We start from the raw sequence: 26,851 nt of genomic DNA, 5'->3' as shown, positions 1-26,851 counted from the left end.
ACTAATTCCTCGTATCGGTCGGAATCTGGGCGACCACCAGGTCGGCCAGACTTTGGGCAGCATCGGCACGACCGGCGCGCGCGGCGCAATCGGCGGTCCGGGCCAGGGTTTCGGGAGACTGGAACAGCCCGACCAGCCGGGCCGCCAGGGTTTCGGCGCTAAAGCCGTCTTGGGGCATCAGCCACGCCCCGCCATGCTCTTCGACGGCATGGGCGTTGGCGGTCTGGTGGTCGTCGATGGCAAAGGGATAGGGCACCAGGATCGCCGGGCGGCCCAGCGCGGTCAGTTCGGCGACGGTCGAGGCTCCGGCCCGCGCGATCACCAGATGGGCTCCGGCGATCCGCTCGGGGGCGTCGGCGAAGAAGGTTTGCAAGGTGGCCTTGATCGTGCTGGCGCGATAGGCGGCCTCGACCGCCTCCAGATCCTCGGGGCGGCATTGCTGGGCGACGTCAAGCTGCTGCTTCAGTCCCTCGGGCAGCAGCGCCAGCGCGGCCGGAACCACCTCGGACAGCACCCGCGCCCCCTGGCTGCCGCCCAGGATCAGCAGCCGAATCGGCCCGCTTTCGCCCAGCGGCGGATAGGGGGTGTCGCGCAACGCGGCGATCGCCGCCCGCACCGGCATTCCGGTATGGACCAGCTTCGCGGTCAGGCTGGGATCGACATGCGAGACCTCGGGATACGAGGTGGCGATGCGGCCGACGCGGTTGGCCAGCAGCCGGTTGGCGCGGCCCAGCACCGCGTTCTGCTCGTGCAGCACGGTGGGCAGCCCGGCCATCGTCGCCGCCACCATCCCCGGCACCGAGGCATAGCCGCCAAAGCCGACCACCACCGAGGGCTCCAGCCGCTTTAACAGCCCGCGGGCCTGGATGATCCCCAGCCCCAGTTCGGCGACGGCGCGCAGCCGGGCCAGCGGCCCACGTCCGGCCAGTCCCCCGGCGCTGATGCGGTGGGTTTCCAGTTGGCCCAGCGTGCCGCCATAGGCTTCGCCGCGACGGTCGGTGACCAGGGCCAGCCGGTGGCCGCGCTCCAGCAGAACCCCGGCCAGCGCCTCGGCGGGGAAGACGTGACCGCCGGTCCCCCCGGCGGCCAGAACGATCAATTTCCGGGTCGCGCTCATGCGTCCAATCCTTCCCGGCCATAGCGGGTGCGGGTCAGGGCCAGCACCATCCCCATTCCGAGAGCCAGCGCCAGCATCGACGAGCCGCCATAGGAGATGAACGGCAGCGTCATGCCCTTGGCGGGCATCAGCCGCAGCGTCGAGGCCATGTTGACGATCGCCTGCATTCCGAACTGGACCAGCAATCCGGCGGTCGCCAGCACGACGAACAGATTGTCTTCCTTGACGAGGCGGGCGAAGCCGCGCAGCACGATGAAGGCGAACAGCGCCACCACCAGCAGGCACAGCAGCAGACCGAATTCCTCGCCGCCGACGGCCAGGATGAAGTCGGTGTGGGCGTCGGGCAGCACCAGCTTGACCTTGCCCTCGCCGGGACCGCGTCCGAACAGACCGCCATTGCGAAAGGCGCTCAGCGCCGTCGTCACCTGATAGGCGTCGCCCGCCGAGGGGTCGAGGAAGCGATCGACCCGCGACTGCACATGCGGGAAGAATTGATAGGCCACCACCGCGCCGATCGGGGCGGCCATGCCCAGCACCACCACCCATAGCATCGGCAGACCGGCCAGGAAGAACTGCACCGCCCAGACTGCCGCCAGGATCACGGTCTGGCCGACATCGGGCTGGACCAGCAACAGCAGCGCGGTCAGGCCGAACAAGGCGGTGGCGATGATCCGGCCGGGAAAGCCGGGTTCCAGCCGGGCCGAGGCGAACATCCAGGCGGCGACGACGGCGAAAAACGGTTTGACGAATTCCGACGGCTGCACCGACAGGCCGCCCAGCGACAGCCAGCGCCGCGCTCCCTTGATCTCGGCCCCCAGCAACGGCACCAGCGCCAGCAGCAGCAGCGAGACCAGCAGCCCGATCACCGCCGTCCGCCGCACCTGTTTCGGTGTCAGCAGCGAAATCCCCAGCATCAGAACCACCGCCGGGGCGAGGAAGATGAACTGGCGGCGGACGAAGTGAAAGCTTTGCGCGTTGATCCGCTCGGCCACCGCCGGGCTGGCCGCCATCGTCAGCAGCGCACCGACCGCGATCAGCACCAGCAGCGCGGCGATGGTCCAGCGATCGACCGTCCACCACCAGCGGCCGAGAACAGAGGTATCGGTGCGGCCGAAGGTGACGCTCATGGTGTGTCCCCCTCAGTCGCCGGGCGCTCACTCCGTTCGCTTGGCTTTCGCGCTATAAAGCGCGGGCGCTCAACGCGCCAGTCGCTGCGCTCCGGAAGCGTTCCCAGATGGGTGAGGGCAGCCATTATGGCATCTCCCCCTCAGTCGCCGGGCGCTCGTCCTCGTCCTCGCCCTCGTCGTACAGGGCTTGAACCATCTCGCGGAAGACGTCGCCGCGATGCTCGAACGAGGCAAACTGATCCCACGAGGCGCAGGCGGGCGACAGCAGAACCGTCGCGCCGGGCTTGGCCTGACGGTGCGCGATCTCGACCGCGACGCCCAACTCGCCGCAGCAGGTATAGGGCACCTTGCCCGCCAGGGTGCGGGCGAACGCCTCGGTCGCTTCGCCGATCAGATAGGCATGGGCGATGCGAGAGAAATAGGGGGCCAGCGCGTCGATGCCGCCTTCCTTGGGCCGTCCGCCGACGATCCAATGGATCGTGTCGCGGCAGACCAGGGCTTTTTCGGTGGCGTCGGCGTTGGTCGCCTTCGAATCGTTGATCCAGGTGACGCCGTCATGCTCGGCGACCAGTTCCTGACGATGGGCCAGGCCGGGATAGCTGGCCAGCGCGGCGACGATGGTTTCGGGCGACACCCCCTCGGCGCGGGCGACGGCATAGGCGGCGCAGACGTTCTGCCAATTGTGGCGGCCGGGCAGGCGGGGGAAGCGGCTCAGGTCGGCAACCGGCACCCCATTGTCGAGCAGCACCCCGTCGGGGGCCGACACGCCCTGGGCCAGCGCGGCCAGAACCGAAATCCGCACCACCCGCAGACCCTGTCCGCTCAGTTCGTCGGCGATTGCCCGGCAGGGTTCGTCATCGACGGCGACGATCGCGGTGCCGCCCGGCACCAGATAATCGAACAGCCTGCGCTTGGCGGCGATATAGCCCGCCATGCCCCCGTGACGGCCGAGATGGTCGGGGGTGATGTTGAGCAGCGCCGCCGCTTGCAGCGCCAGCCCATCGGACAGTTCGAGCTGATAGGACGACAGTTCCAGCACGATGCTGCCGCCCTCGGGCAGGTCGGCCAGATCCAACGCGGCGGTGCCGAGATTACCCCCGGCGGCGGTCGGCTTGCCCGCCTGGGCCAGCAGATGGGCCAGCAGGGTGGTGGTGGTCGATTTGCCGTTGGTGCCGCTGATCGCGACGAAACGGGCGTCGGGGCGGGCGCGGGCAAGCAGGGCGACGTCGCACACCACCGGGATTCCGGCGGCGCGGGCGGCCTCGGCCAGCGGATGCGGTTTGGGGTGAGTGTGGGGGATGCCGGGGCTCCACACCACCAGATCGGCGGCGACACCACCGTCCTGAAGCGGGTTCGCCACCGGAATTCCGGCGACGGCGGCGGTGCGGCGGGCCGCCTCGTCATCGTCCCAGGCCAGCAGGGTTGCTCCCCCGGCCAGAAGCGCGCGCGCGGTGGCGGTGCCGGATTTCCCCAGCCCCATCACCGCGACGTTCTTTCCCTTCAGGAAGGTGACCCCGATCATCCCCGCCTCATCGCAATTTCAACGTCGACAGCCCGGCCAGCGCCAGGATGGTGGCGATGATCCAAAAGCGGATCACCACCGTCGGCTCGGCCCAGCCTTTTTTCTCGAAATGATGGTGGAGGGGTGCCATCCGGAACACCCGCTTGCCGGTCAGCTTGTACGAGGCGACCTGGACGATCACCGAGACCGTCTCCAGCACGAACAACCCGCCGACGATCCCCAGCACCAGTTCGTGCTTGGTCACCAGCGCCACCGCACCCAGCGCGCCACCCAGCGCCAGCGAGCCGGTGTCGCCCATGAACACCATCGCCGGGGGGGCGTTGAACCACAGGAAGCCCAGCCCGGCCCCCACCAGCGCGCCGCAGAACACCGCCAGTTCGCCCGAACCGGGGACGTAATGGATCTGGAGGTAATTGGCGAAGACGGCATGACCGACCAGATAGGAAATCACCGCGAACACCCCGGCGGCGATCATCACCGGGACGATCGCCAGTCCGTCGAGTCCGTCGGTCAGGTTGACGGCGTTGCCCGCGCCCACCACCACGAACACCGCGAAGGGGAGGTAGAACCACGACAACTGGACCAGCATCGTCTTGAAAAATGGCACGGCCAAGGCACCGGCCAGCGGCTCGCGCTGCAAGGTGAACACCCAATAGGCGGCGATCAGGGCGATCGCGACCTCGCCGACCAGCTTCAGGCGGCCGGGCAGGCCCTTCGGGTTCTTCTTCGAGACCTTGAGGTAATCGTCAAGGAAGCCGATCAGGCCATAGCCCAGCGTCACCAGCATCACGATCCAGACGTTGGGCGAGCGCAGATCGGCCCACAGCAGCGTCGAGACCGACAGCGCCATCAGGATCAGCAGGCCGCCCATCGTCGGCGTGCCCTTCTTGGTCAGCAGGTGGCTTTCCGGTCCGTCGGTGCGGATCGGCTGGCCCTGCTTCTGCCAGGTCCGCAGCCAGACGATCAGGCGCGGGGCGAGCAGGAACGAGACGATCAGCGCGGTCAGCGTCGCGCCCACCGTGCGGAAGGTGATGTATTTGAACAGATTGAAGATCGCAATCTGATCAGCCAGGGGATATAGAAAATTATATAACATCTTGCCCTGGCACCCTTTCCGTCAGAGCTTGAACGACACGACTCATGCGGCTGCCCGCCGAGCCCTTGACCATCACCACATCGCCCGGGCGCAAGCCCGCCAGCACCAGCGGTGTCACCGAATCGGCCGAATCGGCATGACCGCCGCGACGCGAGGCGTCGAGCGCGCGATGCAGATGACTCATCAGTGGCCCGGCGGTGTACACCAGATCGATGCCCCAGGTCTCAATCGCTTCCGCAAGGCCGGCATGCAAAGCCGGCGAGTCTTCTCCCAATTCCAGCATGTCGCCTAACACCGCGATCCGCCGCGCCCCCTTGGCCGGGCGGGACGAGGCCAGGGTCGCGATCGCCGCCGCCATCGACACCGGTGAGGCGTTGTAGCTTTCGTCGATCAATTCGATGTTGCCGCCGCCGAAGGGGAGACGTTTGCGCTGGCCGCGTCCTTTGGGCGCGGTCATCGCGCCGAGCGAGCGCGCCGCCCGGATCGGATCGGCCCCCAGCGCTTCGGCGGCCAGCAGCACCGCCAGCGAATTGACCGCCCAATGCTGGCCGGGCACGCCGACGCGATAAGCCATCGCCCGCTCGCCGACCAAGGCGAACACGGCGGTCGAGCCGGGATCAATGCCGCAATCGAGCAGCCGGGCGGTCGAATCGATATGGTTGCCGAACGACCGCGCCTTGTGGCCCAGGATCGCGGCGGCCCCGGCCAGACGGTGGAAATAGCGGTTGTCGCGCGGCAGGATCGCGATCCCGTCCGGCTCCAGACCGTTTAAGATTTCGGCCTTGGCGTCGGCGATCTCTTCGGTCGAGGCGAAGAATTCGAGATGGACCGCTTCGACGGCGGTGATGATCGCGACATGGGGCCGGACCAGCGCCGACAGCGGGGTCAGTTCGCCCGGATGGTTCATCCCCAGTTCGAACACGGCGAAGGCGGCGTCGCGCGGCATCCGGGCCAGCGACAGCGGCACACCGTAATGATTGTTGAGGTTGCCCGCCGTGGTGTGGGTCGCCCCCTGCTCGGCCAAGGCCAGACCCAGCATTTCCTTGGTCCCGGTCTTGCCGACGCTGCCGGTGATCGCGGCGATCCGGGCCTTGGAGCGGGCGCGGGCGGCCCGCGCCAGCGCCGACAGAGCGGCGGTGGTGTCGGCGACCAGCAGCAGCGGCGCGTCCTCGGCCACGCCCTCGGGACGGCGGGAAACGATCGCGGCGGCGGCTCCGGCTTCCAGCGCGGCGGCGACATGGTCGTGGCCGTCGTGCTGGGGACCGGCCAGGGCGACGAACAGATCGCCCGGACGCAGCGAGCGGCTGTCGATCGACACCCCGAAGGCGAGCCAACTGCGGCCCGTCAAGGTTCCCGAGGCGGCCTCGGCGGCCTCGGCGGCGGTCCACAGCGGCAGGTCGCCACCCAGATGGCCATCGACGGCGGCGACGGCGGCGCGGGCCTCGGCGGCATCGTCGAACGGCAGAACGGACTCGCCGACGATCTGGCCGGTCTCATGGCCCTTGCCCGCGATCACCAGCACGTCGCCCGCTTCCAGTCCGGCAATCGCGGTGCGGATGGCGGCGTGGCGGTCGCCGATCTCGATCCCGCCCAGGCAGCCGCCCAGGATCGCGGCGCGGATCGCGGCGGGGGCTTCGCCGCGCGGATTGTCGTCGGTGACGATTGCGGCGTCGGCCAGCCGTCCGGCGATCGAGCCCATCAGCCCGCGCTTGCCCGGATCGCGGTCGCCGCCGCAGCCGAACAGCGCCACCAGCCGCCGCGAGGCATGGGGCTTCAACGCCCGCAGCACGGTTTCCAGCGCGTCGGGGGTGTGGGCGTAATCGACGAAGATCGCGGCTCCGTTGGCGCGCTCGGCCACTCGTTCCAGCCGTCCGGGGACGCCGTCCAGGCTTTCCAGCGCCGCCAGGGCGCGGTCGGCATCCTCGCCGATCGCGATCGCCAGACCCAGCGCCGACAGCGCGTTATGGGCCTGGAACCGTCCCGCCAGCGGCAGGGCGACCGAGACCTCGCGGCCGAACAGGGTCAGGCGCAGATCCTGGCCGGACGGAGTCGGGCGGGATTCGATCAGGCGGATGTCGTTTCCAGCCGCGCCGGTGGTGATCAGGCGGCGGCCGTGCTCGGTCGCGGCACGGGCGAAATAAGGCGACCAGTCGCTGTCCATGTCGATGACGGCGACACTGTCGCCATGGAGCAATTCGCTGAACAATCGCCGCTTCGCCGCCGCATAGGCTTCCATGTCGCGGTGATAATCGAGATGGTCGCGGGTCAGGTTGGTGAAGGCGGCGGCCTTCAGCACGACTCCGTCCAGCCGCTCCTGATCGAGCCCGTGGCTCGATGCTTCCAGGCTGGCATGGGTCACCCCCATTCCGGCCAGCTTGGCCAGGATCGTGTGCAGCGCGACCGGATCGGGAGTGGTCAACCCGCTTGGCCCGTCCCAGCCCTCGGCGATCACGCCCAGAGTGCCGATCGCGGCGGCGCGGTGGCCCAGAACTCCCATGATCTTGCGGAAGAACCAGGCGGTCGAGGTCTTGCCGTTGGTGCCGGTCACCGCCACCATTGTTTCGGGCTGGGCTCCGGCGAAGGCGGCGGCCAGCAGCGCCAGCCGACGGCGCGGATTGGGGGCGTGGATCAGCGCGACCGTCTCGGGCAGTCCATCGACGATCGTGCCGTCGGGAACCAGGATCGCCACCGCACCGGCGGCCAGCGCGGCGGGGACAAAGGCGCGACCGTCGGCGCGGCTGCCGGGCAGGGCGGCGAACAGGAAACCGGGCCGGACCTGCCGGGAATCGGCGGTCAGTCCGGTGACGATCGGATCGGGGCCGGTATGGCTGGGTAACAGGTCAGTCAACCGCGGCAACGTCGTGGCCTCCCGTTTGGCTGGTGGCGGTGGCGGGACGTCCGTCGCGGTTGCGCTCGGCGACCGGTTGGGGCGGGGCGGGGGGTTTGGGCATCAGCCCCAGCAGCGGGGCGATCTGGGCAATCACCCGACCGGCGGCGGGCGCGGCGGTCCAACCGGCGGCGATGAAGCCGAAGGTCTCGCGCGTTGCCTGGGGCTCATCGACCATCACCAGGACGACATAGCGGGGATCGTCCATCGGGAAGGCGGCGATGAACGAGGACAGCACCGCCTTGCGACGATAGCCGCCATGGCCGACCTTTTCGGCGGTGCCGGTCTTGCCGCCGACTTCGTAGCCGGGCACGTCGGCCTTCTTGCCGGTACCCTCGGTGACGACCATCCGCATCAATTCGCGGATCTGGGCCGAGGTCTTGGGCTTGATGACCCGGACGCCGGGGATCTGTTCGTCGGGGACGTGGGCAAGCAGGGTTGGGTTGCGGTACTCGCCGCCATTGACCAGCGCGGCGGTTCCGGCCAGCAATTGCAGCGGCGTCACCGACAGTCCATGGCCGAAAGCGATGGTGATCGTGTTGATCTCGCGCCAGGGATTGGGCACCAGCGGCGCGCCGACCTCGGGCAGTTCGATCGCCGGGGGGGCCAGCATGCCGATCCGGGCCATGAAGGCGCGCTGGGCCTCGGTGCCGACGTCGAGCGCCATCCGCGCCGACCCGATGTTCGAGGAATGGATCAGGATTTCGGGAACGCTCATCCAGCGGTTCTGGGCGTGGTCGTCGTGGATGACGTGCCCGGCGAACACCAGCGGCTTGGTGGCGTCGAAGCTGCTGGTCATCCCGATCCGGCCGCTGTCGAGCGCGACCGCGGTGTTGAACAGCTTGAAGGTCGAGCCCATCTCGTAGGCGCCTTTGGTGGCGCGGTTGAACAAGGCGGGATCGGTCCCCGGCGGCGGGTCGTTGGGGTCGAAATCGGGCAGGCTGACCATCGCCAGCAATTCACCGGTACGGGCATCCATCACCATCCCAGTCGCGCCGATGGCGCGGAACTCGGTGACGGCGCGGGCCAGTTCGTCGCGGACGATGGTCTGGACCCGGATGTCGATCGACAGCATCAGCGGTTCGCGGCTTTCGTGCAGCGTGGACTCGAACCGCTTTTCGATTCCGGCGATGCCGCTATTGTCGATGTCGGTCATGCCGACGACGTGGGCGAGCAGGCTGCCGTGGGGATAGACCCGGCTTTCGCCTTTTTCGAATTGCAGGCCGGGAATGCCGAGCGCGTTGACGTCCTGATGCTGGCGCGGCGTCAGGTTGCGGCGCAGATAGACGAACTGGCGCGACGACGACAGCGCCGCCGCGGTCTCGGCGACGTCGAGTTCGGGCAAAATCTCGGTCAGCCGGACCGCCGCCTGCTCGACATCGACGCGGGCGGCGCGGATATCGTCGGGGCGGGCGAACAGCGACACGGTCGGCAGCGACGAGGCGAGCAGCACCCCGTTGCGGTCGGTGATGTCGGCCCGTTCCATCTCGATCCCGTCGGCGCGGGCCTTGGCCGGTCCGCTTTGGCGCGCGGGCTGCTGGTCGAGCACCGAGACATCGACCAGCCGCACCGCGATGACGCCGAACACGACCACAAAAGCCAAAGCGGTCGCGATTAATCGCGACCGGCCGGTTTCCAACGCTTCGCTGCGGACGCCGTCAAGCCGGACAGCGATCCCGGCTTGAAGATCGTCCCCGGCATGAAAGCCGGGACGGCGGCGGGAGGGGAACAGTTTCATCGGCTGTCCCCGTCGATCACCGGATCGCCCTGGGCCAAGGCGGGAGAGCGGATCACGATCGAATGTCCGCCGCCGCGGGCGGGTTGCACCGCCGCCGGGAGCGGGCTGGACGGACCGATCGGGGGCGGCGGGGGCTGCATCATCGGCTCGGTGCGGGCCAGCACCGGCTCGGCGCGGGGGTGGGGCGGCGGCGTAACCGGGACCGGACGCGGCGCGGGCCGCTCGGCCGGGCGGGCGGCGGCGGTGCGGATCAGCGCCGCATCCGACTTCAGCACGGCGGGCTTGGCCCGGCTGTCGGCCAGCTTGGTCGGCTGAACCGGCAGGCCGTCGCGCAACACGGCGTCAAGCGAGGCCATCTGGGTCGGCTGGACCGGGTGCATGCCGAGATGACGCTCGGCCAGGGTGCGCAGCCGGGTGGGATCGTTGAGATAGGCCCATTCGGCGCGCAGGACGTGGACGCTTTCCTGATTGGCGCGGATTTCGGCGTTCAGCGCGGTCAGGCGGCGTTCCTGATCCTTGACTTCATGCTTGACGAGGAACAGGCCGATCCCGATGCAGGCGGCCAGTCCGATCCACAGGACGGTTCCGAGGATGCCGCGTTTCATGCTGCCCTCCCGGTGGTCTGAGGCCAGGCCGGGGCTTCGGTGCGGGCGGCGGCACGCAGTCGCGCCGAGCGGGCGCGGGGGTTGCGGGCCAACTCGTCCTCGCCGGGGCGGACGGCGCGGCGTTGAATCAGGGAGAAGCTGGGGCGTGGCCCAACTCCGCCATGGGGAAGATGGCGCGACGGCAGGGCGCCAGCGCCCGAACGGTCGCGCAGGAAGTCTTTGACGATCCGGTCTTCCAACGAGTGGAAGGTCACCACCACCAACCGCCCGCCGGGGGCAAGCAGGGTCTCGGCGGCGGCGAGGCCGCGTTCCAGTTCGCCCAACTCGTCATTGACGGCGATCCGCAGCGCCTGGAAGGTGCGGGTGGCGGGGTCGATCCCGTCGGGATGGCGCGGCACCACCTTGCGGACCAGCGTCGCCAACTCTCCGGTGCGGCGGAACGGCTGCGCCTTGCGTGCCTCGACGATAGCCCGCGCGATCCGGCGCGACAGCCGTTCCTCGCCATAGCGATAGAGGATGTTGGCCAGATCGGCTTCGGGCGTGGTGTTGACGATATCGGCGGCGTCGAGGCCGTCTCGTTCCATCCGCATGTCGAGCGGCCCATCCTTCGAGAAGGAAAAGCCGCGTTCGGCCTCGTCGATCTGCATCGACGACACGCCGATATCGAGCACGATCCCGTCCAGCGTCCCGATGGCATCCTCGCCCAGCAGGCGGGCCATCTCGCCGAAGCGACCGGCGACAAAGGCGAAGCGGCCGGGATGCTCGGCCTCCAGCGCCAGCCCGCGTTCGGCGGCGGTGGGGTCGCGGTCGATTCCAGTCAGGTGGCAGCCGGGCGCGGCGGCGAGGATCGCCCGGCAATAGCCCCCGGCGCCAAAGGTGCCGTCGAGAAAGCGGCCGCCGTCCTGCGGGGCGATCGCGGCGATCACCTCGGTCAGCAGGACGGGAAGATGAGGGGCGGCGGCGCTCACGATAAGTCTCCAGTGGTGGTGCGAGGGCGCAACGGCAGGGTCGGGCGGGTCTTCAGGGCGCGGGCGCGGATGTCGGCCTCAATCTCGCGGTAGGTTTCGGGACGCCAGATCTGGAAGGTTCGTCCCTTGCCGACAAAGGCGGCGGTTTCGTCCAGCCCGGCATGGGCGATCACATCCTCGGGCAGCAGGATCCGCCCTTCGGCATCCCAGCCGAGCTGGCGGGCGTCGGCGAAGATCAGGGCGCTCAACTCCTCCTGCTCGGGGCTGAACAGGTCGAGGCTTTCGGCACTGGCCGACAACCGTTCCATGAAATCGATGCCGCACCCTTCGGCGCAGGGCTGGGTGAACGAGCGGTAGGTCACGATTCCCTGGAAGGACAGCGACGCCAGGGCAGAGCGGAACGGTGCCGGGACCGAGACCCGGCCCTTGCGATCAACCTTATTGACGAATGTGGAGAGGAACAGAGCCACCCTCGTCCGCCTTGTTCTGAGATTGCCCGAAACCCGTGGGCGTTAGGTCCGCCCTATTACCCGTATTCGTTTCGACACACGACTCCCCTGGTGTGGCCGATTGGGTATTGATGGGATACCATGGGATGACATGGGCGTCAATGGAATCAAATAGTAATGACCCCCCACTTCGCCTGTTGTCACAAGTTGTGCATAATTTTTTCGTAAAGTACTGTAAGAAATTGCTGTAAATGCATGATTTGGCCGGAGAATCGGCCTTCCCAGCCCTGTGGATAGCCGATTCGGGAGGGGTGTCGGATCGGGAAAAAGTAGGGGGAATGCCGGATATAGACGGCGCGAATCCGCCCCGAATCCGGGGTTCGCATCGGGGCGGGAGGATGGAAAAAAGTGCGCGCCAGACGGCCTGTAAGCCGGGTTCTGTCCGCCCCATCCCATGGTTTCCCATGGTGCCGGGGGTGGACGGCCATTCCTCTGGGACGCCCGTTGCCGGACGCCTCTCGCGACCGACCCGGGCGGCGGCGCGGAAACGCGCTTCGTCCTTCCGAGGAAGAACGGGTGCCGCCCCTATTTGGTCTTGCTCCCGGTGGGGTTTGCCCTGCCACCCCCGTTACCGGGGGCGCGGTGCGCTCTTACCGCACCCTTTCACCCTTACCTGACGCCCGAAAGATCGGGGGACAGGCGGTTTACTTTCTGTGGCACTTTCCCTGGGGTCGCCCCCGCCGGACGTTATCCGGCACCGTGTTTCCGTGGAGCCCGGACTTTCCTCCCTCCGGGCAAAGCCCGAAGAGCGGCCGTCCAGCCGTCTGGCGCGGCGCGCACCATAAACCGGGCGGACGCCGCTGTCACGGGGCGATCGGGGGGTGGGGGGTTCTTTTCAAAGGTGCCGCGACGGTCGGCCCCACTGCCCCCATCCGGGGCGGTGGGCTGCTCCGTTATCCGAAGAGTTTGTCGATTTCGTCCTGGGAAATGCCCTTGTTTTCAAGCTGCGGACCGTTCAGCAACTTGGAATCCTCGTCGCGATGTTCTTCGAAGATCTTGGGAGAGACATCGGCGATATTGTCCGGTCCCCAGATGTCGATCATCGCGTTGATGCGGGCTTCGACATATTTGAGGGTCTTGACGACCTTGGTGATCCGCTGGCCGGTAATATCCTGGAAGTTGCAGGCTTCAAAAATTGTGCCGATCGTCTCGCTGATATCCTCGACCAGACGGCTGACATAGGCGTCGGTGGCGTGGGCCTGAATCTCGCGGCCGATTGATTCAATCCGTTCCGAGGCCTCGAGGATCTGTTCGGTGGCGCGTTCGGTCGAGGAAACGATCGCGTCGAGTTCGAAGGTAACCGAAATCAGCCGGTCTTCGTCGGCGTCCTTGGGCTTTAGGGCGGCGATCTCGGCCTTGGTATGTTCGATGCAGACGGCGAGCGCGCGCAACTCGGTCTTGAGCATCGAGACTTCGGCGGCCTTGTGCGGCACCCCGTCCTCGTGCGGCGCGACCACCGCCACCGGGGGCGGAAGCTCGCCGTGGCGGATCAGAATCTCCAGCCCCTTCAAATCGTCCTTCAGATCGCGGATCGCCTTCATGACCTCGCTGGAGAGGGGCGAAGCGGACGGTTCGCCGCGCTGCTGGAGCTTTTTGATCTCGGCGGTGAACAACTTGCGGTCATTCGTCATCGGTTCATCCACTTACGCTCGCCAGAGGGGACGAGGGTGCCTCTGTCGACAGCCCGCGGTTCCCCGACGGACGAGGCGGGGCAACATACTCATGATGTGGTCGCCATCTCGGTTCGTCAACCTGTCGGAGGATGAATTTATTACCTTTCGGTGTCGTGGCCGGTCAAAGCGCGTTTGACCGCCCCCGCCAATTGGGCCAGCGAGAACGGTTTGGGCAGGAAGGCGAATCCGGCGTCGGGACCGATGCCGTCGCGGGCGACATCCTCGGAATAGCCGGAAATCAGGATCACCCGCACCTGCGGCCGCTCGGTCCGCACCAGCCCGGCTAGGGTGACGCCGTCCATTCCCGGCATCACCACGTCCGAGATCAGCAGGTCGATCGGCTGGGGTCCGCGCAGTAACTCGGTCGCCTGCTCGCCCGAGCGGGCCTCGATCACGGTATAACCTTTGTTGCGCAGAGCCCGCGCCCCGAACAAGCGGACCGCGTCTTCGTCCTCGACCAGCAAGATGGTGCCGCTGCCGGTCAGGTCGGTTGCCGCCGGGCTGTCCTCGACGGCGACGGCGCGGCGGGGTTGGGCCGCGCCGTCGCTGGCGTCGCCGCCATCGATCCGCGGCAGGTAGATCGAGAAGGTCGCGCCCTGGCCCGGCTCGCTATCGACGAAGACGAACCCGTCGGTCTGGCGCACAATGCCATAGACCGTCGATAGCCCGAGTCCGGTGCCCGCCCCGATCTCCTTGGTCGAAAAGAACGGCTCGAAGATGCGGGGCAGGGTGTCGCGGCCGATCCCGGTGCCGGTGTCGGCGATCTCGATCAGCACGTAATCGCCGGGCGGCATCAGTTCCGGCCCGCGCTGGACCGCCTGGTCGACATGGACCGCGTTGGTGCGGATGGTCAGGGTGCCGCCGCCCGGCATCGCGTCGCGGGCATTGACCGCCAGATTGATGATGACCTGATCGAACTGGCCGGGATCGACCCGCACCAGCCCCAGGGCGCGGCCATGGACCATCTTCAGCTCGATCGTCTCGCCCAGCAGGCGGCGCAGCAGCGTCGACAGATCGGCCAGGGCGTCGGTGACCGCCAGCCGCCGGGGCTGCAACGCCTGACGCCGCGAGAAGGCCAGCAACTGACGCACCAGCGCGGCGGCGCGGTTGGCGTTCTGCTTGACCTGCATGATGTCGGCGAAGCTGGGATCGCCGACGCCGTGGCGTTGCAGCAGCAGATCGCAAAAGCCGATCATCGCCGTCAACAGATTGTTGAAATCGTGGGCGACGCCCCCGGCAAGCTGGCCCATCGCCTGCATCTTCTGGCTTTGCGCGAATTGCAGTTCGAGATTGCGTTGCTCGGTGGCGTCGATGAAATGGATCACCAGACCGGTGATGTCGCCGTCTTCGTGCGAGGGGCTGACGAACAATTGGGCGATGGGCGCGCGCTTTCCCGTCAGCCGGACGTCGAGATGGGTGCCGGGCAGCGATCCCTGCATCACCCGGCTCAATTGCTCGACCGCTCCGGCGCGGCTGTCCTCGGCGATGAAGCCGGCGATCGGGCGGCCGACGATATCGCCCTGCTCGATCCCCAGCATCGCCTGAAGCGCCAGATTGCAGCCCGACAGGATGCCGTCGGGATCGACCAGGGCGATTCCGACCGGGGCGTCGTCGAACAGCCAGCGGAAGCGGCGTTCGGCGGCACGGACCGCCCGCTCCAGATGCTGTTCCGGCAGCGGGTCGCGCACCACCACCGAGCGGGTGAACATCTCGCCACCCTCGTCGAACACCGAATGGGCGACCAGCCCCTGGAACACTTCGCCGCTGCGGCCCTTGAAGCGCAGTTCGGCCCGCTCTTCCTCGGGGTTGGGGACGGTGCCGAGCAGATCCTCGAGGGTGCGGCCGACCAGATCCTCGCCGCTGCGTCCCAGCCAGTCGGCCAGCCGCTGATTGACATAACGGACCGTGCCGTTGGCATCGGCCGAATAGCACCCCACCGGAAGGTAATCGACGAAATCGGACAGCAATTCGTTCTCGCGCCGCAGCGTCTCGACGATCGCCCGCCGTCCGCTGACATCCTCGGCGCTCCACATCAGCACGCCGGGGCGGTCGCCCGGCCGCACCTCCAGCGCCAGCCATTCCCGCCCGCCGCCGGGCTGGGCCAGCCCGATCTCGGCCCGACGCGGCGCGCCCAGGCGGGCGGCGATCTCGATCCGCTCGATTCCGGCGCAGGCCCGCTCGTCGCCTTCGGTCCGTGCCCTGAGCGTCGCCAGCGGATCGGACGCAGGCCCCAGCAGACGGCGGGCGGCGCGGTTGCGGAACAGGTCGCGCCCATCGGCCCCCACCACCAGCAAGGCGCGGGGGTCGTCCTCCAGCGCGGCGGCCAGGGCCGCGGCCAGCCGGGCCGGGGCCGGGCGGCGGACCAGCCGCGACCACCAGCGCGCCAGCCGTCCGGGGGCGGCGGGCGATGGCGGCACGGGCACGGGGGCGGCGTCAGTGGGCAAGGCGGCCCTTCAGCTTCATGACATAGCCGATCACTTCGGCCACTGCCTTGTAATGCTCGGGCGGGATTTCCGCGTCAATATCGACGGTGGCGAACAAGGCGCGCGCCAGCGGCGGATTCTCGACCACCGGGATTTCGTGCTCCTCGGCCAGTTCGCGGATGCGCTTGGCGATCAGGTCGGCCCCTTTCGCCACCAGCCGGGGCGCGCCCATCGTTTCCATGTCGTATTTCAGCGCGACGGCATAGTGGGTCGGGTTGGTCACCACGACGTCGGCGGTGGGAACCGCCGACATCATCCGCGACCGCGCTCGCTGCATCCGAAGATTGCGCAGGCGGCCCTTGATCATCGGGTCGCCTTCGGTCTGCTTGTGCTCGTCCTTGACCTCCTGCTTGGACATTTTCATCTTCTTGGTGAAGGACATGCGCTGATAGGCCCAATCGGCGGCGGCCAGCGCGGTCACCAGCAGCATCGCGATAATCATCATGTGCAGGATCTGGCGACGCAGGTAATCGAGGATCGTCGGCAGGTCGAGCGCGGCCAGACCGACATATTCGTTGATCCGTCCGCTCAACACCACGAACACCACGATTCCGGCCGTGGTGACCTTGAACAGAGATTTCAGGAATTCGACCAGATTGTTCATCGACAACAACCGGGTCAGTCCCTTCATCGGATTGATCTTGTTGAAGTCGGGCATGATCCGCTTGGGCACCAATAGCAGCCCGTTTTGCGCCACCACCGAAACGACGCCTAAGACCAGCAGCAGCGACAGCGGCACCAGCAACAGCAACAGAGTTTCGAATGTGACGTCGGTCAGGGTCCGGCCAAGCCCGGACGGGGTCATGTCGAAGGCATGGGGGCGTTCGATGAACGGCAGCAGAAGGGCGTTGAGATCGTGCGCCAGCGGCCCCGCCATCAGCGCCACCACCACCAGAGTCCCCATCAGCCCGGCCCAGGTCCGAACTTCGATCGAGGTCGCGACCTGCCCTTCCTTGCGGGCATTGTCGAGTTTTCGGTCTGTCGGTTGCTCTGATTTGTCTTCTGACTCTTCGGCCATCGCGTCACCCCGGCGGCAAATAGGGGATCAGGGTGTTCTCGAACATCCGCAGGAACAGCGCGATGACCGTCGATAGGCTGGCCATGAACACCGCCATTCCGATCAGCAACTGAATCGGCATCGCGACGAAGAACACCTGCATCTGCGGCACCAGCCGCGACAGCAGGCCGAGACCGGTATAGAACACCAGCCCGAATACCATCAGCGGGGCCGAGAATTGCAGGCCGAGGCGAAAGGATTCGCCGAGCAGCCGGGCCAGGGTTTCGGAAAAGTCGCCGAGCGGCAGCGTCCGTCCCGGCTGGAACAGGTCGTAGGATTCGATCACCGCCCGGAACATCAAATGGTGCAGGTCGGTCGCGAAGATCGCCAGCATCCCGATATTGGCCAGAAAGCCGGTCAGCAACTGGCTTTGCTGCTGGGCGATCGGATCGAATGAAAAGGCGTTGGTCAGTCCGGTCATGTAGCCGATCATCGATCCGGCCAGATTGAGGGTGCCCATCACGAAGGTCACCACGCTGCCCAGGAACACCCCGATCATCACCTCGCCGCCCAATAGTGCCAGCATCGACCCCGGTGTCGGCGGGGTTGCCGGCAGGGTCGGCCCCAGCGTCGGCATCATCAGGAACGAGATCGATAGGGCGAACAGCAGGCGGATGCGGGTGGTGACCAACTGGCTGCCCAGGCCGGGCAGCAGCATAATCGCCGCGCCGATGCGGGCGAAGATCAGAAAGAAGCGATAGACGTCGAGTTGGAGCAGTTCGGTCAGCACGGCGGGATCATCCGCCGCCGACGATCACCCTGTCCATCGTGTGCTTCCAGAATTCGGTCAACTGCCCCAGGATGAAGGGAAGGAACAGCACCAGAGAGGCGAAGACCAGCATCAGCTTGGGCACGAAGGTCAGGGTCTGTTCCTGAATCTGGGTCAGGGTCTGGAAGATCGAAACGACCAGACCGACCGCCAGGGCGGTCAGCAGGCTGGGTGCGGAGACCACCAGGGTCACCACCACCGCTTCGCGGGCAACGTCGATCAGTTCGGCCTCGGTCATGACGAGAGGCCTTTAGATCGACATGCGCAGGATTTCGGTATAGGCGTTGATCATCTTGTCGCGGACGTTGACCACGGTGTTCAAGGTCAACTCGGTATTGCTGACGGCGGCGACCACTTCGCGGATGTCGGCCTTGCCCGCGACCGCCGACAGCGAGGCGCGCTCGGCCTCTCTCGCCCCGCCGATCGCCACCTTGGCGGCGTCTTTGAGGACGCTGGCGAAATCGGTGCCGGTCCCGGTATCGGTCGAACTGGACTCGCTGCTGCCACCGCCCAGAGCCGCCAACGGATCGGCGGCGGTGCGGTAGGCGGAAATGGCGTTGGTGATCGAAGAGGTCATGGCCGGGATATCCTAGGGCGTGACGTCAGTTAGCGGAGCATCTCGACCGTGCGCGACAGCAATGTGCGCGAGGTGTTGATGACGTTCATGTTGGCCTCATAGCTGCGCTGGGCCTCGCGCATGTCCATCATTTCGATCAGCGGGTTGACGTTGGGGGTCAACACATAGCCCTCGCGGTCGGCGGCGGGGTGCTTGGGGTCGTACCGGCGCTGAAAATCCGAGGTGTCGCCCCGCACCTTATCGACCTTGACCTTGTTGATCCCGGTCGAGCGGTCGAGTTCGTTCTTGAAGGTAACGACCTTGCGGCGATAAGGCAGCCCCTCGGGCGATTGGGCGGTCGAATCCGCGTTCGCCATGTTCTCCGAGATCACGCGTAGCCGCTGCGACTGCACTTTCATGCCGGAGATGGCGATCTGGGTGCTTTTGCTCAGTTCGTCCATGGCGTTCAACTCGGGTTAGGGCCTAGCGCTGTCCCAGCGCGCTCAAGATCATTTTCTGGTACTTCTGGAACAACGAGGCGGCGGCGTTATAGGAACTGCCCGCTTCGCCGATCTTGGCCATCTGCTCTTCCAAGATCACGGCGTTGCCGTCGGGGGTCGATTCATAGGTCTTGCGCTGGGTCACCGACTTGAACGGATCAAGCCCCATTTCCGGCACGATATGGGCCGGGTTGGTGGCGATTGCGGTGACAGTCGGGGTCTGGCTGTCGGACAGAACCTCCTTGAACGACACCGGCTTCAGATCCTTGGGCAGATAGCGCGGCGTATTGGCGTTGGCGATATTTTCCGCCAACACTTCCTGACGCTGGGCCAGCCAGTCCATCTGGGCCTTGGTTACCTTGAAAATGTCGAGCTTATCGTACATCGTCCGACCTTTCGACCGTCGGTCAGGGGAGTCCGTTCCCCGGTCCGACCCGTGTCATGCACTTTCGCTCCGCTGCGTTTAAGATTCGGTAAAGCCCCACGGAGTTATCGTCGCGTCATGATCCGTCCCCTTATCGATATCATCGAGCGTCCGCCCCTGCCCGAGGGCGAGGCGATGTTCGAAATCGTTTCCGATTACCAGCCCGCTGGCGATCAGCCCCAGGCGATCGAGGCACTGAGTAAGGGGGTGATCGAGGGCGAGCGCGATCAGGTTCTGCTCGGCGTCACCGGCTCGGGCAAGACCTTCACGATGGCCCAGGTGATCGCGGCGACCCGTCGCCCGACCCTGGTGCTGGCCCCCAACAAGACGCTGGCCGCCCAGCTTTACGCCGAGATGAAGGGATTCTTTCCCAACAACGCGGTCGAGTATTTCGTCTCCTATTACGATTATTACCAGCCCGAAGCCTATATCCCCCGCACCGACACCTATATCGAGAAGGATTCGGCGATCAACGAAGAGATCGACCGGATGCGCCATTCCGCCACCCGCGCCTTGCTGGAGCGGCGCGACGTGATCCTGGTCGCCTCGGTGTCGTGCATCTATGGCATCGGCGCGGTCGAATCCTATGCGCGGATGACGATCGCGCTGAAAGCGGGCGAGTCGATCGACCGCACCGAATTGCTGCGCCGTCTGGTCGAACTGCAATACACCCGCAACGACGCCGCCTTCGAGCGCGGCACCTTCCGGGTGCGCGGCGACGCGGTCGAAATCTTCCCGGTCCATTACGAGGATCGCGCCTGGCGGCTGTCGATGTTCGGCGACGAGATCGAGACGATCCACGAATTCGATCCGCTGACCGGCGAACGGACCTGCGGCCTGTCCGAGGTGACGATCTACCCCTCCAGCCACTATGTCACGCCGCGTCCGACGATCACTCAGGCGATCAAGGGGATCAAGGTCGAACTGAAGCAGACGCTCGACCGCTTCAACGAAGAGGGCAAGCTGCTCGAGGCGCAGCGGCTGGAGCAGCGCACGACCTTCGACATCGAGATGATGGAAGCCACCGGACATTGCAAAAGCATCGAGAATTATTCCCGTTATCTGACTGGGCGCAATCCGGGCGAGCCGCCGCCGACCCTGTTCGAATATCTGCCGACCGACGCGCTGCTGATCGTCGATGAAAGTCACGTCACCGTGCCGCAGATCGGCGGCATGTACCGGGGCGACTTTCAGCGCAAGAGCGTGCTGGCCGAATTCGGCTTCCGCCTGCCGTCCTGCATCGACAACCGGCCGCTGAAATTCGAGGAATGGGAGGAGATGCGGCCGCAGACGGTCCATGTCTCGGCCACCCCCGGCCCGTGGGAGATGGCGCGGACCCAGGGCGTGTTCGTCGAACAGGTGATCCGTCCCACCGGCCTGATCGACCCGGTCTGCATCGTCCGTCCGGTCGAGCATCAGGTCGATGATCTGTTGGGCGAATGCCGCGAGGTCGCGGCCAAGGGCTTCCGCATCCTGGTTACCACCCTGACCAAGAAGATGTCCGAGGATCTGACCGAGTATCTCCACGATAACGGGGTGCGGGTGCGCTACCTCCATTCCGATATCGACACGCTGGAGCGGATCGAGATCATCCGCGATTTGCGGCTGGGGGCGTTCGACGTGCTGGTCGGGATCAATCTGCTGCGGGAAGGACTGGATATTCCCGAATGCGCCCTGGTCGCGATTCTCGACGCCGACAAGGAAGGGTTCCTCCGCTCGAAGACCTCGCTGGTCCAGACGATCGGCCGCGCCGCCCGCAATGTCGAAGGCCGGGTGATCCTCTATGCCGACAAGATCACCGCCAGCCTCGATTACGCGATCTCGGAAACCAACCGGCGGCGCGAGAAGCAGCAGGCCTATAACGTCGCCCACGGCATCACCCCGGAAAGCATCCGCAAGTCGATTTCCGACGTGATTCACAGTGTGCCGGAACAGGATTACGTCACCGTCTCGACCGGCGAATCCGGGCTGGGCCACGCCGTCGGCAAGTCGCTGGCGCAAATCCGCGCCGATCTGGAAAAGCGGATGAAGGCGGCGGCGGCCGATCTCGAATTCGAAACCGCCGCCCGGCTGCGCGACGAATTGCGCCGCCTTGCCGCCGCCGAACTGGAACTCCCCGTGCCGGGCGGAGGCCCCACCGCGCCGCGTGCCCCCCAGGCCCCGGGCCGGTCGCGGCGCAAGGGCAAGGGGCGGTAGGCCGGACTCTGTTCGTCCGCTCCTTCGCCCGCGTGCGAACGATCTTTCGGTACGGCGTGAGAGTGCGTATTATTTCGACGCGGGAAAATCCTGTCGGCTCGTCTACCTTTATTGTGCCGATCAGAAGGGGGGAAGCCATGCGAATCGCTGCGATCATCGGTCTGGGACTGGTTCTGTCCGGCTGTGTCGGGGCCATCCCCGAAGAGGATGCCGCCCTGACCTTTGATCGCGTCAAGGATAGCCCGCCCCGCCTGCGCGCCTTCCTGGCGATGATGCCGAAGGGCGCCGACCTGCACATCCATTTGTCGGGCGCGGCCTATGCCGAATCCAATCTTGCCGCCGGGGTGGCGGCGGGATACTGCCTTGATATCGCGACGATGCGGATCGTCGCGCCGCCCTGCGCCAAGATCCCCGATTCGCCGCCAAAGACGCCCTGTTCGCTTCAGAAGCTGGGCGACAAGCCGCCGCTTGAGGCGGTGATGGCGGAACAATGCCTGGTTGATCGCGCCATCGACGCCCAGTCGCTGCGGAACTTCGTCGCCGCGCCGGGGGTCAACGCCCACGACCAGTTCTTCAATTCTTTCGCCAAATTCGGCGATTCCCGCCAACCCGGCCTGATGCTGGCCGAGGAACTGAACCGCGCCGGTCGCCAGCAGGTTCGTCATATCGAGGTGATGGCGACGTTCGGCAGCCAGGAGATTGCCAAGGTGGCGGCGACGTTGCCCGCGACCGACGGCCCCGAGGCATTGCTGGCCCGGCTCGACCAGACCGACCCCGCCGCTTTCCTTGCCGCGGCCCAATCCGAACTCGACCAGACACTGGCCATGGCCCGGGCGCAGATGGGCTGCGACGGCTCGCAGCCCCAGCCCGGCTGCGCGGTGTCGCTGCGCTTCCTGCAACAGATCACCCGGACCAGCGCCCTCCCCACCGTGGCGGCGCAGACTTGGTTCGGTTTCCAACTGGCGGCGGCCGATCCCCGCGTCGGCGGGATCAACATCGTCTCGCCCGAGGACAATTTCGTCGCCCTGCGCGATTACGGCCAGCATATGAGCCTGATCGGGACGATGGCCGACCGCTTTCCCCAGGTCGGGGTGTCGCTCCATGCCGGTGAACTGGCCTTCGGTCTGGTGGCTCCCGAGCAATTGCGCTCGCACATCCGCGACGCCGTCCTGATCGGGCGGGCGCAGCGGATCGGCCATGGCGTCGATGTGATGTACGAAGACGATCCCTATGGCCTGCTCGACCTGCTGGCCCGGCAGGGGGTCGCGGTCGAGATCAACCTGACCAGCAACGATCTGATCTTAGGGGTGCGCGGGGCCGACCATCCCTTCGCGATCTATCTCGAAGAGGGGGTGCCGACCACCCTATCGACCGACGACGAAGGGGTGTCGCGGATCGACCTCACCCAGGAATATCTCCGTGCGGTGCTGGAACACGGGCTGGACTACGCCGACCTCAAGGCGCTGTCGCGGCGCGGGCTCGAATACGCCTTCCTGCCCGGTGCCAGCCTGTGGGCCGACCCGGTCGCGTGGGAACCCGTCGCTCCCTGCGCCGAGGCCGAGGCTCCGGCCTGTGGCTCCTTCCTGGCCGCCAACGAAAAAGCCCGCCGTCAGTGGGAGCTGGAACAGGCGTTCGACGCCTTCGAACAGGCGGTGTCGTCGCAGCGGCGGTAGCGGCCGAGGCGCTTTAGCGCACCAGCAGGGCCATCCGTCCCAGAATCCGCAAGCTTTCCTCGATTGCGGCGGTGGTGGGGAAGTCGGCGGCGTGGGGGCCTCCGTCCAGCGTCTCCAGCATGTCTTGCGCGGTGCGGCTGCCGTCCAGCAGCCCGAGCAAGGCGCGCAACGGCGGGGTCAGCGGGATTTTCTCGACATTGGCATTGGTGACGAAGGCCGAGCCGCGCGCCTGATAGCGGGCGAGGGGGAGGGCGACCGGGCGCTCGGATGGCTGGGGGGCGACGGCGGGCGGCTCGGCGCTGATCCACAAGGCGCCGGCCAGGAACAGCCGGATCGCATGCTCGGCCAGCAGGGCGCGGACAATGTCGGCGGGCAAAGCGTGGAGATGGACGGTCAGTTCGACCAGCCGCTCGAACGGCAGCAGGAATTGCGAGCATCCGCACAGCACGCTCATCACCGCGACCAGGGACTGGTCGTTGGTCTGGAGGGCGACGTCGCCGTTGGGGAAAGCGAAGCGGAACATGCCGTCTTCGTCTTCCTGCCGGGTCAGTCGCGATTGCAGGGAGCAGGCTTGCACCAGCGCGGCGAGATCCGGCTTGGGTGCGGCGACGACGTCGCGGCGGCGCAGCAGCGATTGGCGGAAGGTGCGGTTGGCCAGGAAGTCGAGATATTGCTCGGTCCGGATCTGGTCGCCATCCTGGCCGAGGCCGTCGCGGATCGCCGGGCCGTAATTGGCAACCAGCATGATCGAGATCGAGGAATCGCCCAGATAATCGAGGCCGGATTCGGCGCACATCGCGACGAAATCGACGAAATAGAAGGCGGTGTTGTCGCGCGCCAGCCATTCGTGAAAAATGTACCAATCTTCCTGGTCCCGGCTTTCCGCGACGACATCCTCCAGCACCGCGAGCAGGGCCGGGTTGGTCGCGTTGGCGCCGACGAATTCGAGCGCGGTGCGGGCGGCGCGGACCTTTTCGATCGGATCGTCGATCCCGGCGGTGTGAAAGCGCATCAGGTCGCGGATTGTGGTGCGGGCGTTCCAGCCGGGCAGGGTGTTGTAGCTGACATAGGCGATCCCGCGCGGCGACAGGTGGCGGGCGATCAGGTCGAGGATCGCCGATTGCACCTCGTCGGACACCCAGGAAAACAGGCCGTGGGCGATGATGTAATCGAACGGCCCGCCGGTGCCGTCGAACTCGGCCGCCGACTGACAGGACAGTTCGACGTTGGAGAGGCCGAGCGCGCGGACCATCGCCTGTCCCTGCTCGATCTCGACCGGGGAATAATCGATGCCGTAGAAGTGGGCGTCGGGCAAGGTGGCGGCCATCGCCGCCAGATTGTCGCCCCGGGCGCAGCCCAGTTCGAGCACGCGGGCGGTCCGGGGCGGGGGCGGCCCCGCGCCCAGGATCGTCGCGGTGATGAACAGATGCGAGATATGGGTCAGACGATGGGCTTCGCCCAGATAGGGAACGGCATCGTAATCGCTGGACGACATGTCTGGACCCCTGACAAAGCGCAATGCGGGCAATGCTATCGTGCGGGGGGCAAGACTTCCAGGAGCAAGTGGACCCGGCCTCCTACTCGACCGGAACGTCGAAGCGGCGGTCGGGATAGGGTTCGTCGCGCAAGGTGAAGTGCCAGTATTCCTCGGCGATGCCGACGAAGCGGCGCGCCTCCATCGCCTCGGCGAGAATGCGGCGGTTTTCCCGCGCCTCGGCCCCGACCTCGGTCGAGGCGGGATGCGAGCGGGAGTCGAAGCAATCATAGCCGGTGCCGAGATCGAGCCCGCCATCGGCAAAGCGCTCGCGATAGGGCGCGGTGCAGGCGGTCAGGGCCTGTCCCGCCCGATAGGGCTGCGCCGGGCGGGCTCCCGGTCCGGTCAGGCCGACATCGACGGTCGATCCGCGCGAATGGCCCGAGCGCTCGGCGATGTAGCCCAGGCGGAACAGGTCGCGCTTGTCGAGGTCGGGATAGAATTCGGCCCGGGTCAGCGTGTCGGCAGGGTCGGCGGCCCAGCGGACGAAATGATCGACCGCCCGTTGCGGGCGATAGCAATCGAACACGATCAGGCTGTGGCCCCCGCCTTGGGCGCGCAAATCGTCCTGCACTCCCTTCAATGCCAGCGCGGCGGGCCGGGTCAGCCAGCATTCGGCGCGGAGATAGCCATCGACCGGGACGCCGATGAAATTGTGCGGCCCGGCATAACGGATGTCCTGGGAGATGGTGGAATCGATGTCGCGCAGACGGACGAAATCCTCGGGCAAATCCCCGGCCCCGGCCGAAACCGGCGCGATCGACAGGAAAACGGCGAGACCGGCGGCGAACAGACGCATGCTTCCCCCCTTCCGGCCGCGTCGCGGCAAAGCAGCGGACAACAATAACCGAGCGAGACAGGGCGGGTCGATCCGGATTTCCCGGTATCGCGATGAGGTCGTCCATGCTTCAATAACGATGCATTCAGTCGGTCATCGTTTGCGGATGACGCATTCGAAAAGAGGATTAGTCGCTATGGGCCATGGTTTGCATGACGATATGAATTCGGATGGAAATGATTTTTTAGCCCCGCTAAGACAGGCTTTGCATATTGCTCATGGACCGGTCGCGATATCGCTATATAATATATTTATATTGTATATTGTCGCGTCATCTCTTGTTGCCTGTTATGGAATTCTTGTGGGTGGATTTGATATTATTTCTCATGAGATCGAGGCGGCGACCGGCGGCATATCGACGATTCTGGTCGGATATGGCGTCGTGCTCGAATCGCGCCGTGAGTTGATGGAGTTCTATCGGATTTACCCGAAGTATTATAACGAGTTCGAAGGCGAACTCGATGCCGCCTGCCATGGGCCGGGGTTGATCTATCTTGTTCTCGGCCTTCTCGTCGAGATCATCAAGGAAGTCATCACCGCTCCGAACAATATCATCAACACCGACGGAGCCGATTGGCCGCTGACGGTTGTTGCCGTGATATTTCTTTTGCTGTCGTCGTTCGTTCTGGTCAGCCAATCGTTCGGTCTGATCCGGATGCGCTTCTTCCCGGCGAGACAATCCGCCAAGCTCCAGCCCCGGCACTGACGGAGCGTCGACCTCAGCGGCTCCAGAGTCCGAACGGCACCACCTTGTTGTCGATGTCGTGGCCGATATCGGCGCGGCCGAGATAGGGAATGCCGGAGCGGTCGCACCAATAGCGGACGACGTCTTCCTCGCCCTGGCCGAACTCGGGGTCGTTGACCGGGATGTCGCCGCAGCGGCCCAACCGGATTCCCGCCACCCGGCGCAGCGCGGGGGTGCTGACGATCTGGCCCAGCGCCCGGTCGATCCGGTACATCGGTTCGGCCACCTCTTCCAGCATCAGGACGTGGCCGGTCAGGTCGGGCAGGAAGGGGGTGCCGATCAGGTGCGCCAGAATGGTGATGTTGAACGCCACCTGCGGCACGTCGGGACGGATCGAGGATTCCAGCGCGGAAGAATCCCGCCCGGTCAGGAAGGCAAGGGCGCGGCCGATCGCCGCCTCGCCGCCCTGGCGGTTGAGGTCGGCTGGCATCGGGCCATGGGCGACCTGTCCGATTCCGGCCCCGTACAGCGCGCCCAGCATCGCGCCCGCGTCGCTATAGCCGAGATAGAGCTTGCGCCCCGCCGCCGCGTTCAGGCGTGGCACCACCGATTCGATCAGCCGGAACGCGCCATAGCCGCCGCGCCCGAACCACAGCGCGTCGAAGCGGTCGTCATTGGCGATGTCGAGAAAAGCCTTGGCCCGGTCGGCATCGGTTCCGGCGAAATGGCCGCACGAGGCGAAGCAAAGCGGATGGAACCAGATATCGGGCGGCCGGTCCGGGCACAGACGGGCCGCCGCCGCCGCCAGATTTTCCGGCAAAGAGGGGGCGATACGGTTGCTGGGGGCAGCGATTCCGATTCTGATCCGTCCGAGCGCAGTCACCGAAGATGTCC

The 26,851-nt window shown here is 66.3% G+C and carries 23 protein-coding genes and 1 other RNA gene; 3 read left to right on the top strand and 21 right to left on the bottom strand.

The window, feature by feature from the left end:
• Position 1 precedes the first annotated feature (1 nt).
• The 18 genes from murG to flgB form a co-directional block, all read right to left on the bottom strand.
• On the bottom strand, positions 2-1,117 hold the full coding sequence (gene murG, locus BLW40_RS08550) for an undecaprenyldiphospho-muramoylpentapeptide beta-N-acetylglucosaminyltransferase (protein ID WP_074767580.1): 1,116 nt from the start codon (positions 1,115-1,117) through the stop codon (positions 2-4).
• A complete protein-coding gene (gene ftsW, locus BLW40_RS08545; protein ID WP_074767578.1) occupies positions 1,114-2,244 on the bottom strand; it encodes a putative lipid II flippase FtsW in 1,131 nt (376 codons plus the stop codon). The genes murG and ftsW overlap by 4 nt, the downstream gene beginning before the upstream one ends.
• A 124-nt stretch (positions 2,245-2,368) precedes the next feature.
• Entirely contained in the window at positions 2,369-3,766 is a 1,398-nt protein-coding gene (gene murD / locus BLW40_RS08540) for a UDP-N-acetylmuramoyl-L-alanine--D-glutamate ligase (protein WP_074767576.1), read from the bottom strand.
• 7 nt (positions 3,767-3,773) lie between these two features.
• Positions 3,774-4,862 (bottom strand): phospho-N-acetylmuramoyl-pentapeptide-transferase, encoded by a 1,089-nt coding sequence (mraY, locus tag BLW40_RS08535; RefSeq protein ID WP_074767574.1) that lies wholly within the window; start codon positions 4,860-4,862, stop codon positions 3,774-3,776.
• A complete protein-coding gene (locus BLW40_RS17930; RefSeq protein WP_074767572.1) occupies positions 4,852-7,719 on the bottom strand; it encodes a UDP-N-acetylmuramoyl-L-alanyl-D-glutamate--2,6-diaminopimelate ligase in 2,868 nt (955 codons plus the stop codon). Before BLW40_RS17930 ends, mraY begins: the two co-directional genes overlap by 11 nt.
• Positions 7,703-9,487, bottom strand: coding sequence for a peptidoglycan D,D-transpeptidase FtsI family protein (locus BLW40_RS08525; protein WP_074767934.1), 1,785 nt, complete (start codon positions 9,485-9,487; stop codon positions 7,703-7,705). The genes BLW40_RS17930 and BLW40_RS08525 overlap by 17 nt, the downstream gene beginning before the upstream one ends.
• Positions 9,484-10,092 carry a cell division protein FtsL gene (gene ftsL, locus BLW40_RS08520; protein WP_074767570.1) on the bottom strand — a complete coding sequence of 203 codons (609 nt, stop codon included), beginning with the start codon at positions 10,090-10,092 and terminating at the stop codon, positions 9,484-9,486. Before ftsL ends, BLW40_RS08525 begins: the two co-directional genes overlap by 4 nt.
• Positions 10,089-11,060, bottom strand: coding sequence for a 16S rRNA (cytosine(1402)-N(4))-methyltransferase RsmH (gene rsmH, locus BLW40_RS08515; protein ID WP_074767568.1), 972 nt, complete (start codon positions 11,058-11,060; stop codon positions 10,089-10,091). The genes ftsL and rsmH overlap by 4 nt, the downstream gene beginning before the upstream one ends.
• Complete coding sequence (locus tag BLW40_RS08510) at positions 11,057-11,530, bottom strand: division/cell wall cluster transcriptional repressor MraZ (RefSeq protein WP_074767566.1); 474 nt, start codon at positions 11,528-11,530, stop codon at positions 11,057-11,059. Before BLW40_RS08510 ends, rsmH begins: the two co-directional genes overlap by 4 nt.
• A 390-nt stretch (positions 11,531-11,920) precedes the next feature.
• An RNA gene (gene rnpB / locus BLW40_RS08505) (RNase P RNA component class A) lies at positions 11,921-12,337 on the bottom strand.
• Positions 12,338-12,462: 125 nt separating this feature from the next.
• A complete protein-coding gene (locus tag BLW40_RS08500) occupies positions 12,463-13,200 on the bottom strand; it encodes a protein phosphatase CheZ (RefSeq protein ID WP_074767564.1) in 738 nt (245 codons plus the stop codon).
• Between the two features lie 140 nt (positions 13,201-13,340).
• On the bottom strand, positions 13,341-15,686 hold the full coding sequence (locus BLW40_RS08495) for a hybrid sensor histidine kinase/response regulator (RefSeq protein WP_074767562.1): 2,346 nt from the start codon (positions 15,684-15,686) through the stop codon (positions 13,341-13,343).
• Positions 15,676-16,743 (bottom strand): flagellar biosynthesis protein FlhB, encoded by a 1,068-nt coding sequence (gene flhB, locus BLW40_RS08490; protein WP_074767560.1) that lies wholly within the window; start codon positions 16,741-16,743, stop codon positions 15,676-15,678. Before flhB ends, BLW40_RS08495 begins: the two co-directional genes overlap by 11 nt.
• A 4-nt stretch (positions 16,744-16,747) precedes the next feature.
• A complete protein-coding gene (gene fliR, locus BLW40_RS08485; RefSeq protein ID WP_074767558.1) occupies positions 16,748-17,512 on the bottom strand; it encodes a flagellar biosynthetic protein FliR in 765 nt (254 codons plus the stop codon).
• Positions 17,513-17,519: 7 nt separating this feature from the next.
• The gene (gene fliQ / locus BLW40_RS08480; protein ID WP_074767556.1) at positions 17,520-17,789 is read right to left on the bottom strand and encodes a flagellar biosynthesis protein FliQ; all 270 of its coding nucleotides are present in this window, start codon (positions 17,787-17,789) and stop codon (positions 17,520-17,522) included.
• Positions 17,790-17,801: 12 nt separating this feature from the next.
• Entirely contained in the window at positions 17,802-18,128 is a 327-nt protein-coding gene (gene fliE, locus BLW40_RS08475; protein ID WP_074767554.1) for a flagellar hook-basal body complex protein FliE, read from the bottom strand.
• 29 nt (positions 18,129-18,157) lie between these two features.
• Complete coding sequence (gene flgC, locus BLW40_RS08470) at positions 18,158-18,568, bottom strand: flagellar basal body rod protein FlgC (protein ID WP_074767552.1); 411 nt, start codon at positions 18,566-18,568, stop codon at positions 18,158-18,160.
• A gap of 22 nt (positions 18,569-18,590) precedes the next feature.
• Positions 18,591-18,992, bottom strand: coding sequence for a flagellar basal body rod protein FlgB (gene flgB, locus BLW40_RS08465; RefSeq protein WP_074767550.1), 402 nt, complete (start codon positions 18,990-18,992; stop codon positions 18,591-18,593).
• A gap of 117 nt (positions 18,993-19,109) precedes the next feature.
• Between flgB and uvrB the strand changes: the two genes are divergently transcribed.
• Both uvrB and BLW40_RS08455 read left to right on the top strand, forming a co-directional pair.
• Positions 19,110-21,227 (top strand): excinuclease ABC subunit UvrB, encoded by a 2,118-nt coding sequence (gene uvrB / locus BLW40_RS08460; protein ID WP_074767548.1) that lies wholly within the window; start codon positions 19,110-19,112, stop codon positions 21,225-21,227.
• A gap of 137 nt (positions 21,228-21,364) precedes the next feature.
• Entirely contained in the window at positions 21,365-22,900 is a 1,536-nt protein-coding gene (locus BLW40_RS08455; RefSeq protein ID WP_074767546.1) for an amidohydrolase family protein, read from the top strand.
• A 13-nt stretch (positions 22,901-22,913) separates the two neighbouring features.
• Here BLW40_RS08455 and BLW40_RS08450 read toward each other — a convergent pair whose 3' ends face one another.
• Together BLW40_RS08450 and BLW40_RS08445 are read right to left on the bottom strand one after the other, a co-directional pair.
• Positions 22,914-24,395 (bottom strand): methyltransferase regulatory domain-containing protein, encoded by a 1,482-nt coding sequence (locus tag BLW40_RS08450; protein ID WP_074767544.1) that lies wholly within the window; start codon positions 24,393-24,395, stop codon positions 22,914-22,916.
• Between the two features lie 82 nt (positions 24,396-24,477).
• Positions 24,478-25,233, bottom strand: a complete 756-nt coding sequence (locus BLW40_RS08445) for a M15 family metallopeptidase (RefSeq protein WP_074767542.1) — start codon at positions 25,231-25,233, stop codon at positions 24,478-24,480.
• Here BLW40_RS08445 and BLW40_RS17375 point away from each other — a divergent pair.
• Positions 25,232-25,978 (top strand): hypothetical protein, encoded by a 747-nt coding sequence (locus tag BLW40_RS17375; RefSeq protein WP_139305539.1) that lies wholly within the window; start codon positions 25,232-25,234, stop codon positions 25,976-25,978. The two genes, BLW40_RS08445 and BLW40_RS17375, sit on opposite strands and share 2 nt — an antisense overlap.
• A 13-nt stretch (positions 25,979-25,991) precedes the next feature.
• Here the strand turns inward: BLW40_RS17375 and BLW40_RS08435 are convergent, their stop codons facing one another.
• Positions 25,992-26,840 (bottom strand): LD-carboxypeptidase, encoded by an 849-nt coding sequence (locus tag BLW40_RS08435; protein ID WP_074767538.1) that lies wholly within the window; start codon positions 26,838-26,840, stop codon positions 25,992-25,994.
• Between the last annotated feature and the right edge of the window lie 11 nt (positions 26,841-26,851).

The sequence above is a fragment of the Magnetospirillum fulvum genome (assembly GCF_900108475.1).
Classification (GTDB): Bacteria; Pseudomonadota; Alphaproteobacteria; order Rhodospirillales; family Magnetospirillaceae; genus Phaeospirillum; species Phaeospirillum fulvum_A.
The sequence above is the reverse complement of the archived record's forward strand: the minus strand, read 5'-3'. Positions and strand labels throughout refer to the sequence as shown.

Coding starts and splice junctions, on each gene's coding strand:
- murG (WP_074767580.1), bottom strand. CDS start 1,117: ATGAGCGCGACCCGGAAATTGATCGTTCTGGCCGCCGGGGGGACCGGC.
- ftsW (WP_074767578.1), bottom strand. CDS start 2,244: ATGAGCGTCACCTTCGGCCGCACCGATACCTCTGTTCTCGGCCGCTGG.
- murD (WP_074767576.1), bottom strand. CDS start 3,766: ATGATCGGGGTCACCTTCCTGAAGGGAAAGAACGTCGCGGTGATGGGG.
- mraY (WP_074767574.1), bottom strand. CDS start 4,862: ATGTTATATAATTTTCTATATCCCCTGGCTGATCAGATTGCGATCTTC.
- BLW40_RS08525 (WP_074767934.1), bottom strand. CDS start 9,487: ATGAAACTGTTCCCCTCCCGCCGCCGTCCCGGCTTTCATGCCGGGGAC.
- ftsL (WP_074767570.1), bottom strand. CDS start 10,092: ATGAAACGCGGCATCCTCGGAACCGTCCTGTGGATCGGACTGGCCGCC.
- BLW40_RS08500 (WP_074767564.1), bottom strand. CDS start 13,200: ATGACGAATGACCGCAAGTTGTTCACCGCCGAGATCAAAAAGCTCCAG.
- flhB (WP_074767560.1), bottom strand. CDS start 16,743: ATGGCCGAAGAGTCAGAAGACAAATCAGAGCAACCGACAGACCGAAAA.
- fliQ (WP_074767556.1), bottom strand. CDS start 17,789: ATGACCGAGGCCGAACTGATCGACGTTGCCCGCGAAGCGGTGGTGGTG.
- fliE (WP_074767554.1), bottom strand. CDS start 18,128: ATGACCTCTTCGATCACCAACGCCATTTCCGCCTACCGCACCGCCGCC.
- flgC (WP_074767552.1), bottom strand. CDS start 18,568: ATGGACGAACTGAGCAAAAGCACCCAGATCGCCATCTCCGGCATGAAA.
- flgB (WP_074767550.1), bottom strand. CDS start 18,992: ATGTACGATAAGCTCGACATTTTCAAGGTAACCAAGGCCCAGATGGAC.
- uvrB (WP_074767548.1), top strand. CDS start 19,110: ATGATCCGTCCCCTTATCGATATCATCGAGCGTCCGCCCCTGCCCGAG.
- BLW40_RS08455 (WP_074767546.1), top strand. CDS start 21,365: ATGCGAATCGCTGCGATCATCGGTCTGGGACTGGTTCTGTCCGGCTGT.
- BLW40_RS08450 (WP_074767544.1), bottom strand. CDS start 24,395: ATGTCGTCCAGCGATTACGATGCCGTTCCCTATCTGGGCGAAGCCCAT.
- BLW40_RS17375 (WP_139305539.1), top strand. CDS start 25,232: ATGCTTCCCCCCTTCCGGCCGCGTCGCGGCAAAGCAGCGGACAACAAT.
- BLW40_RS08445 (WP_074767542.1), bottom strand. CDS start 25,233: ATGCGTCTGTTCGCCGCCGGTCTCGCCGTTTTCCTGTCGATCGCGCCG.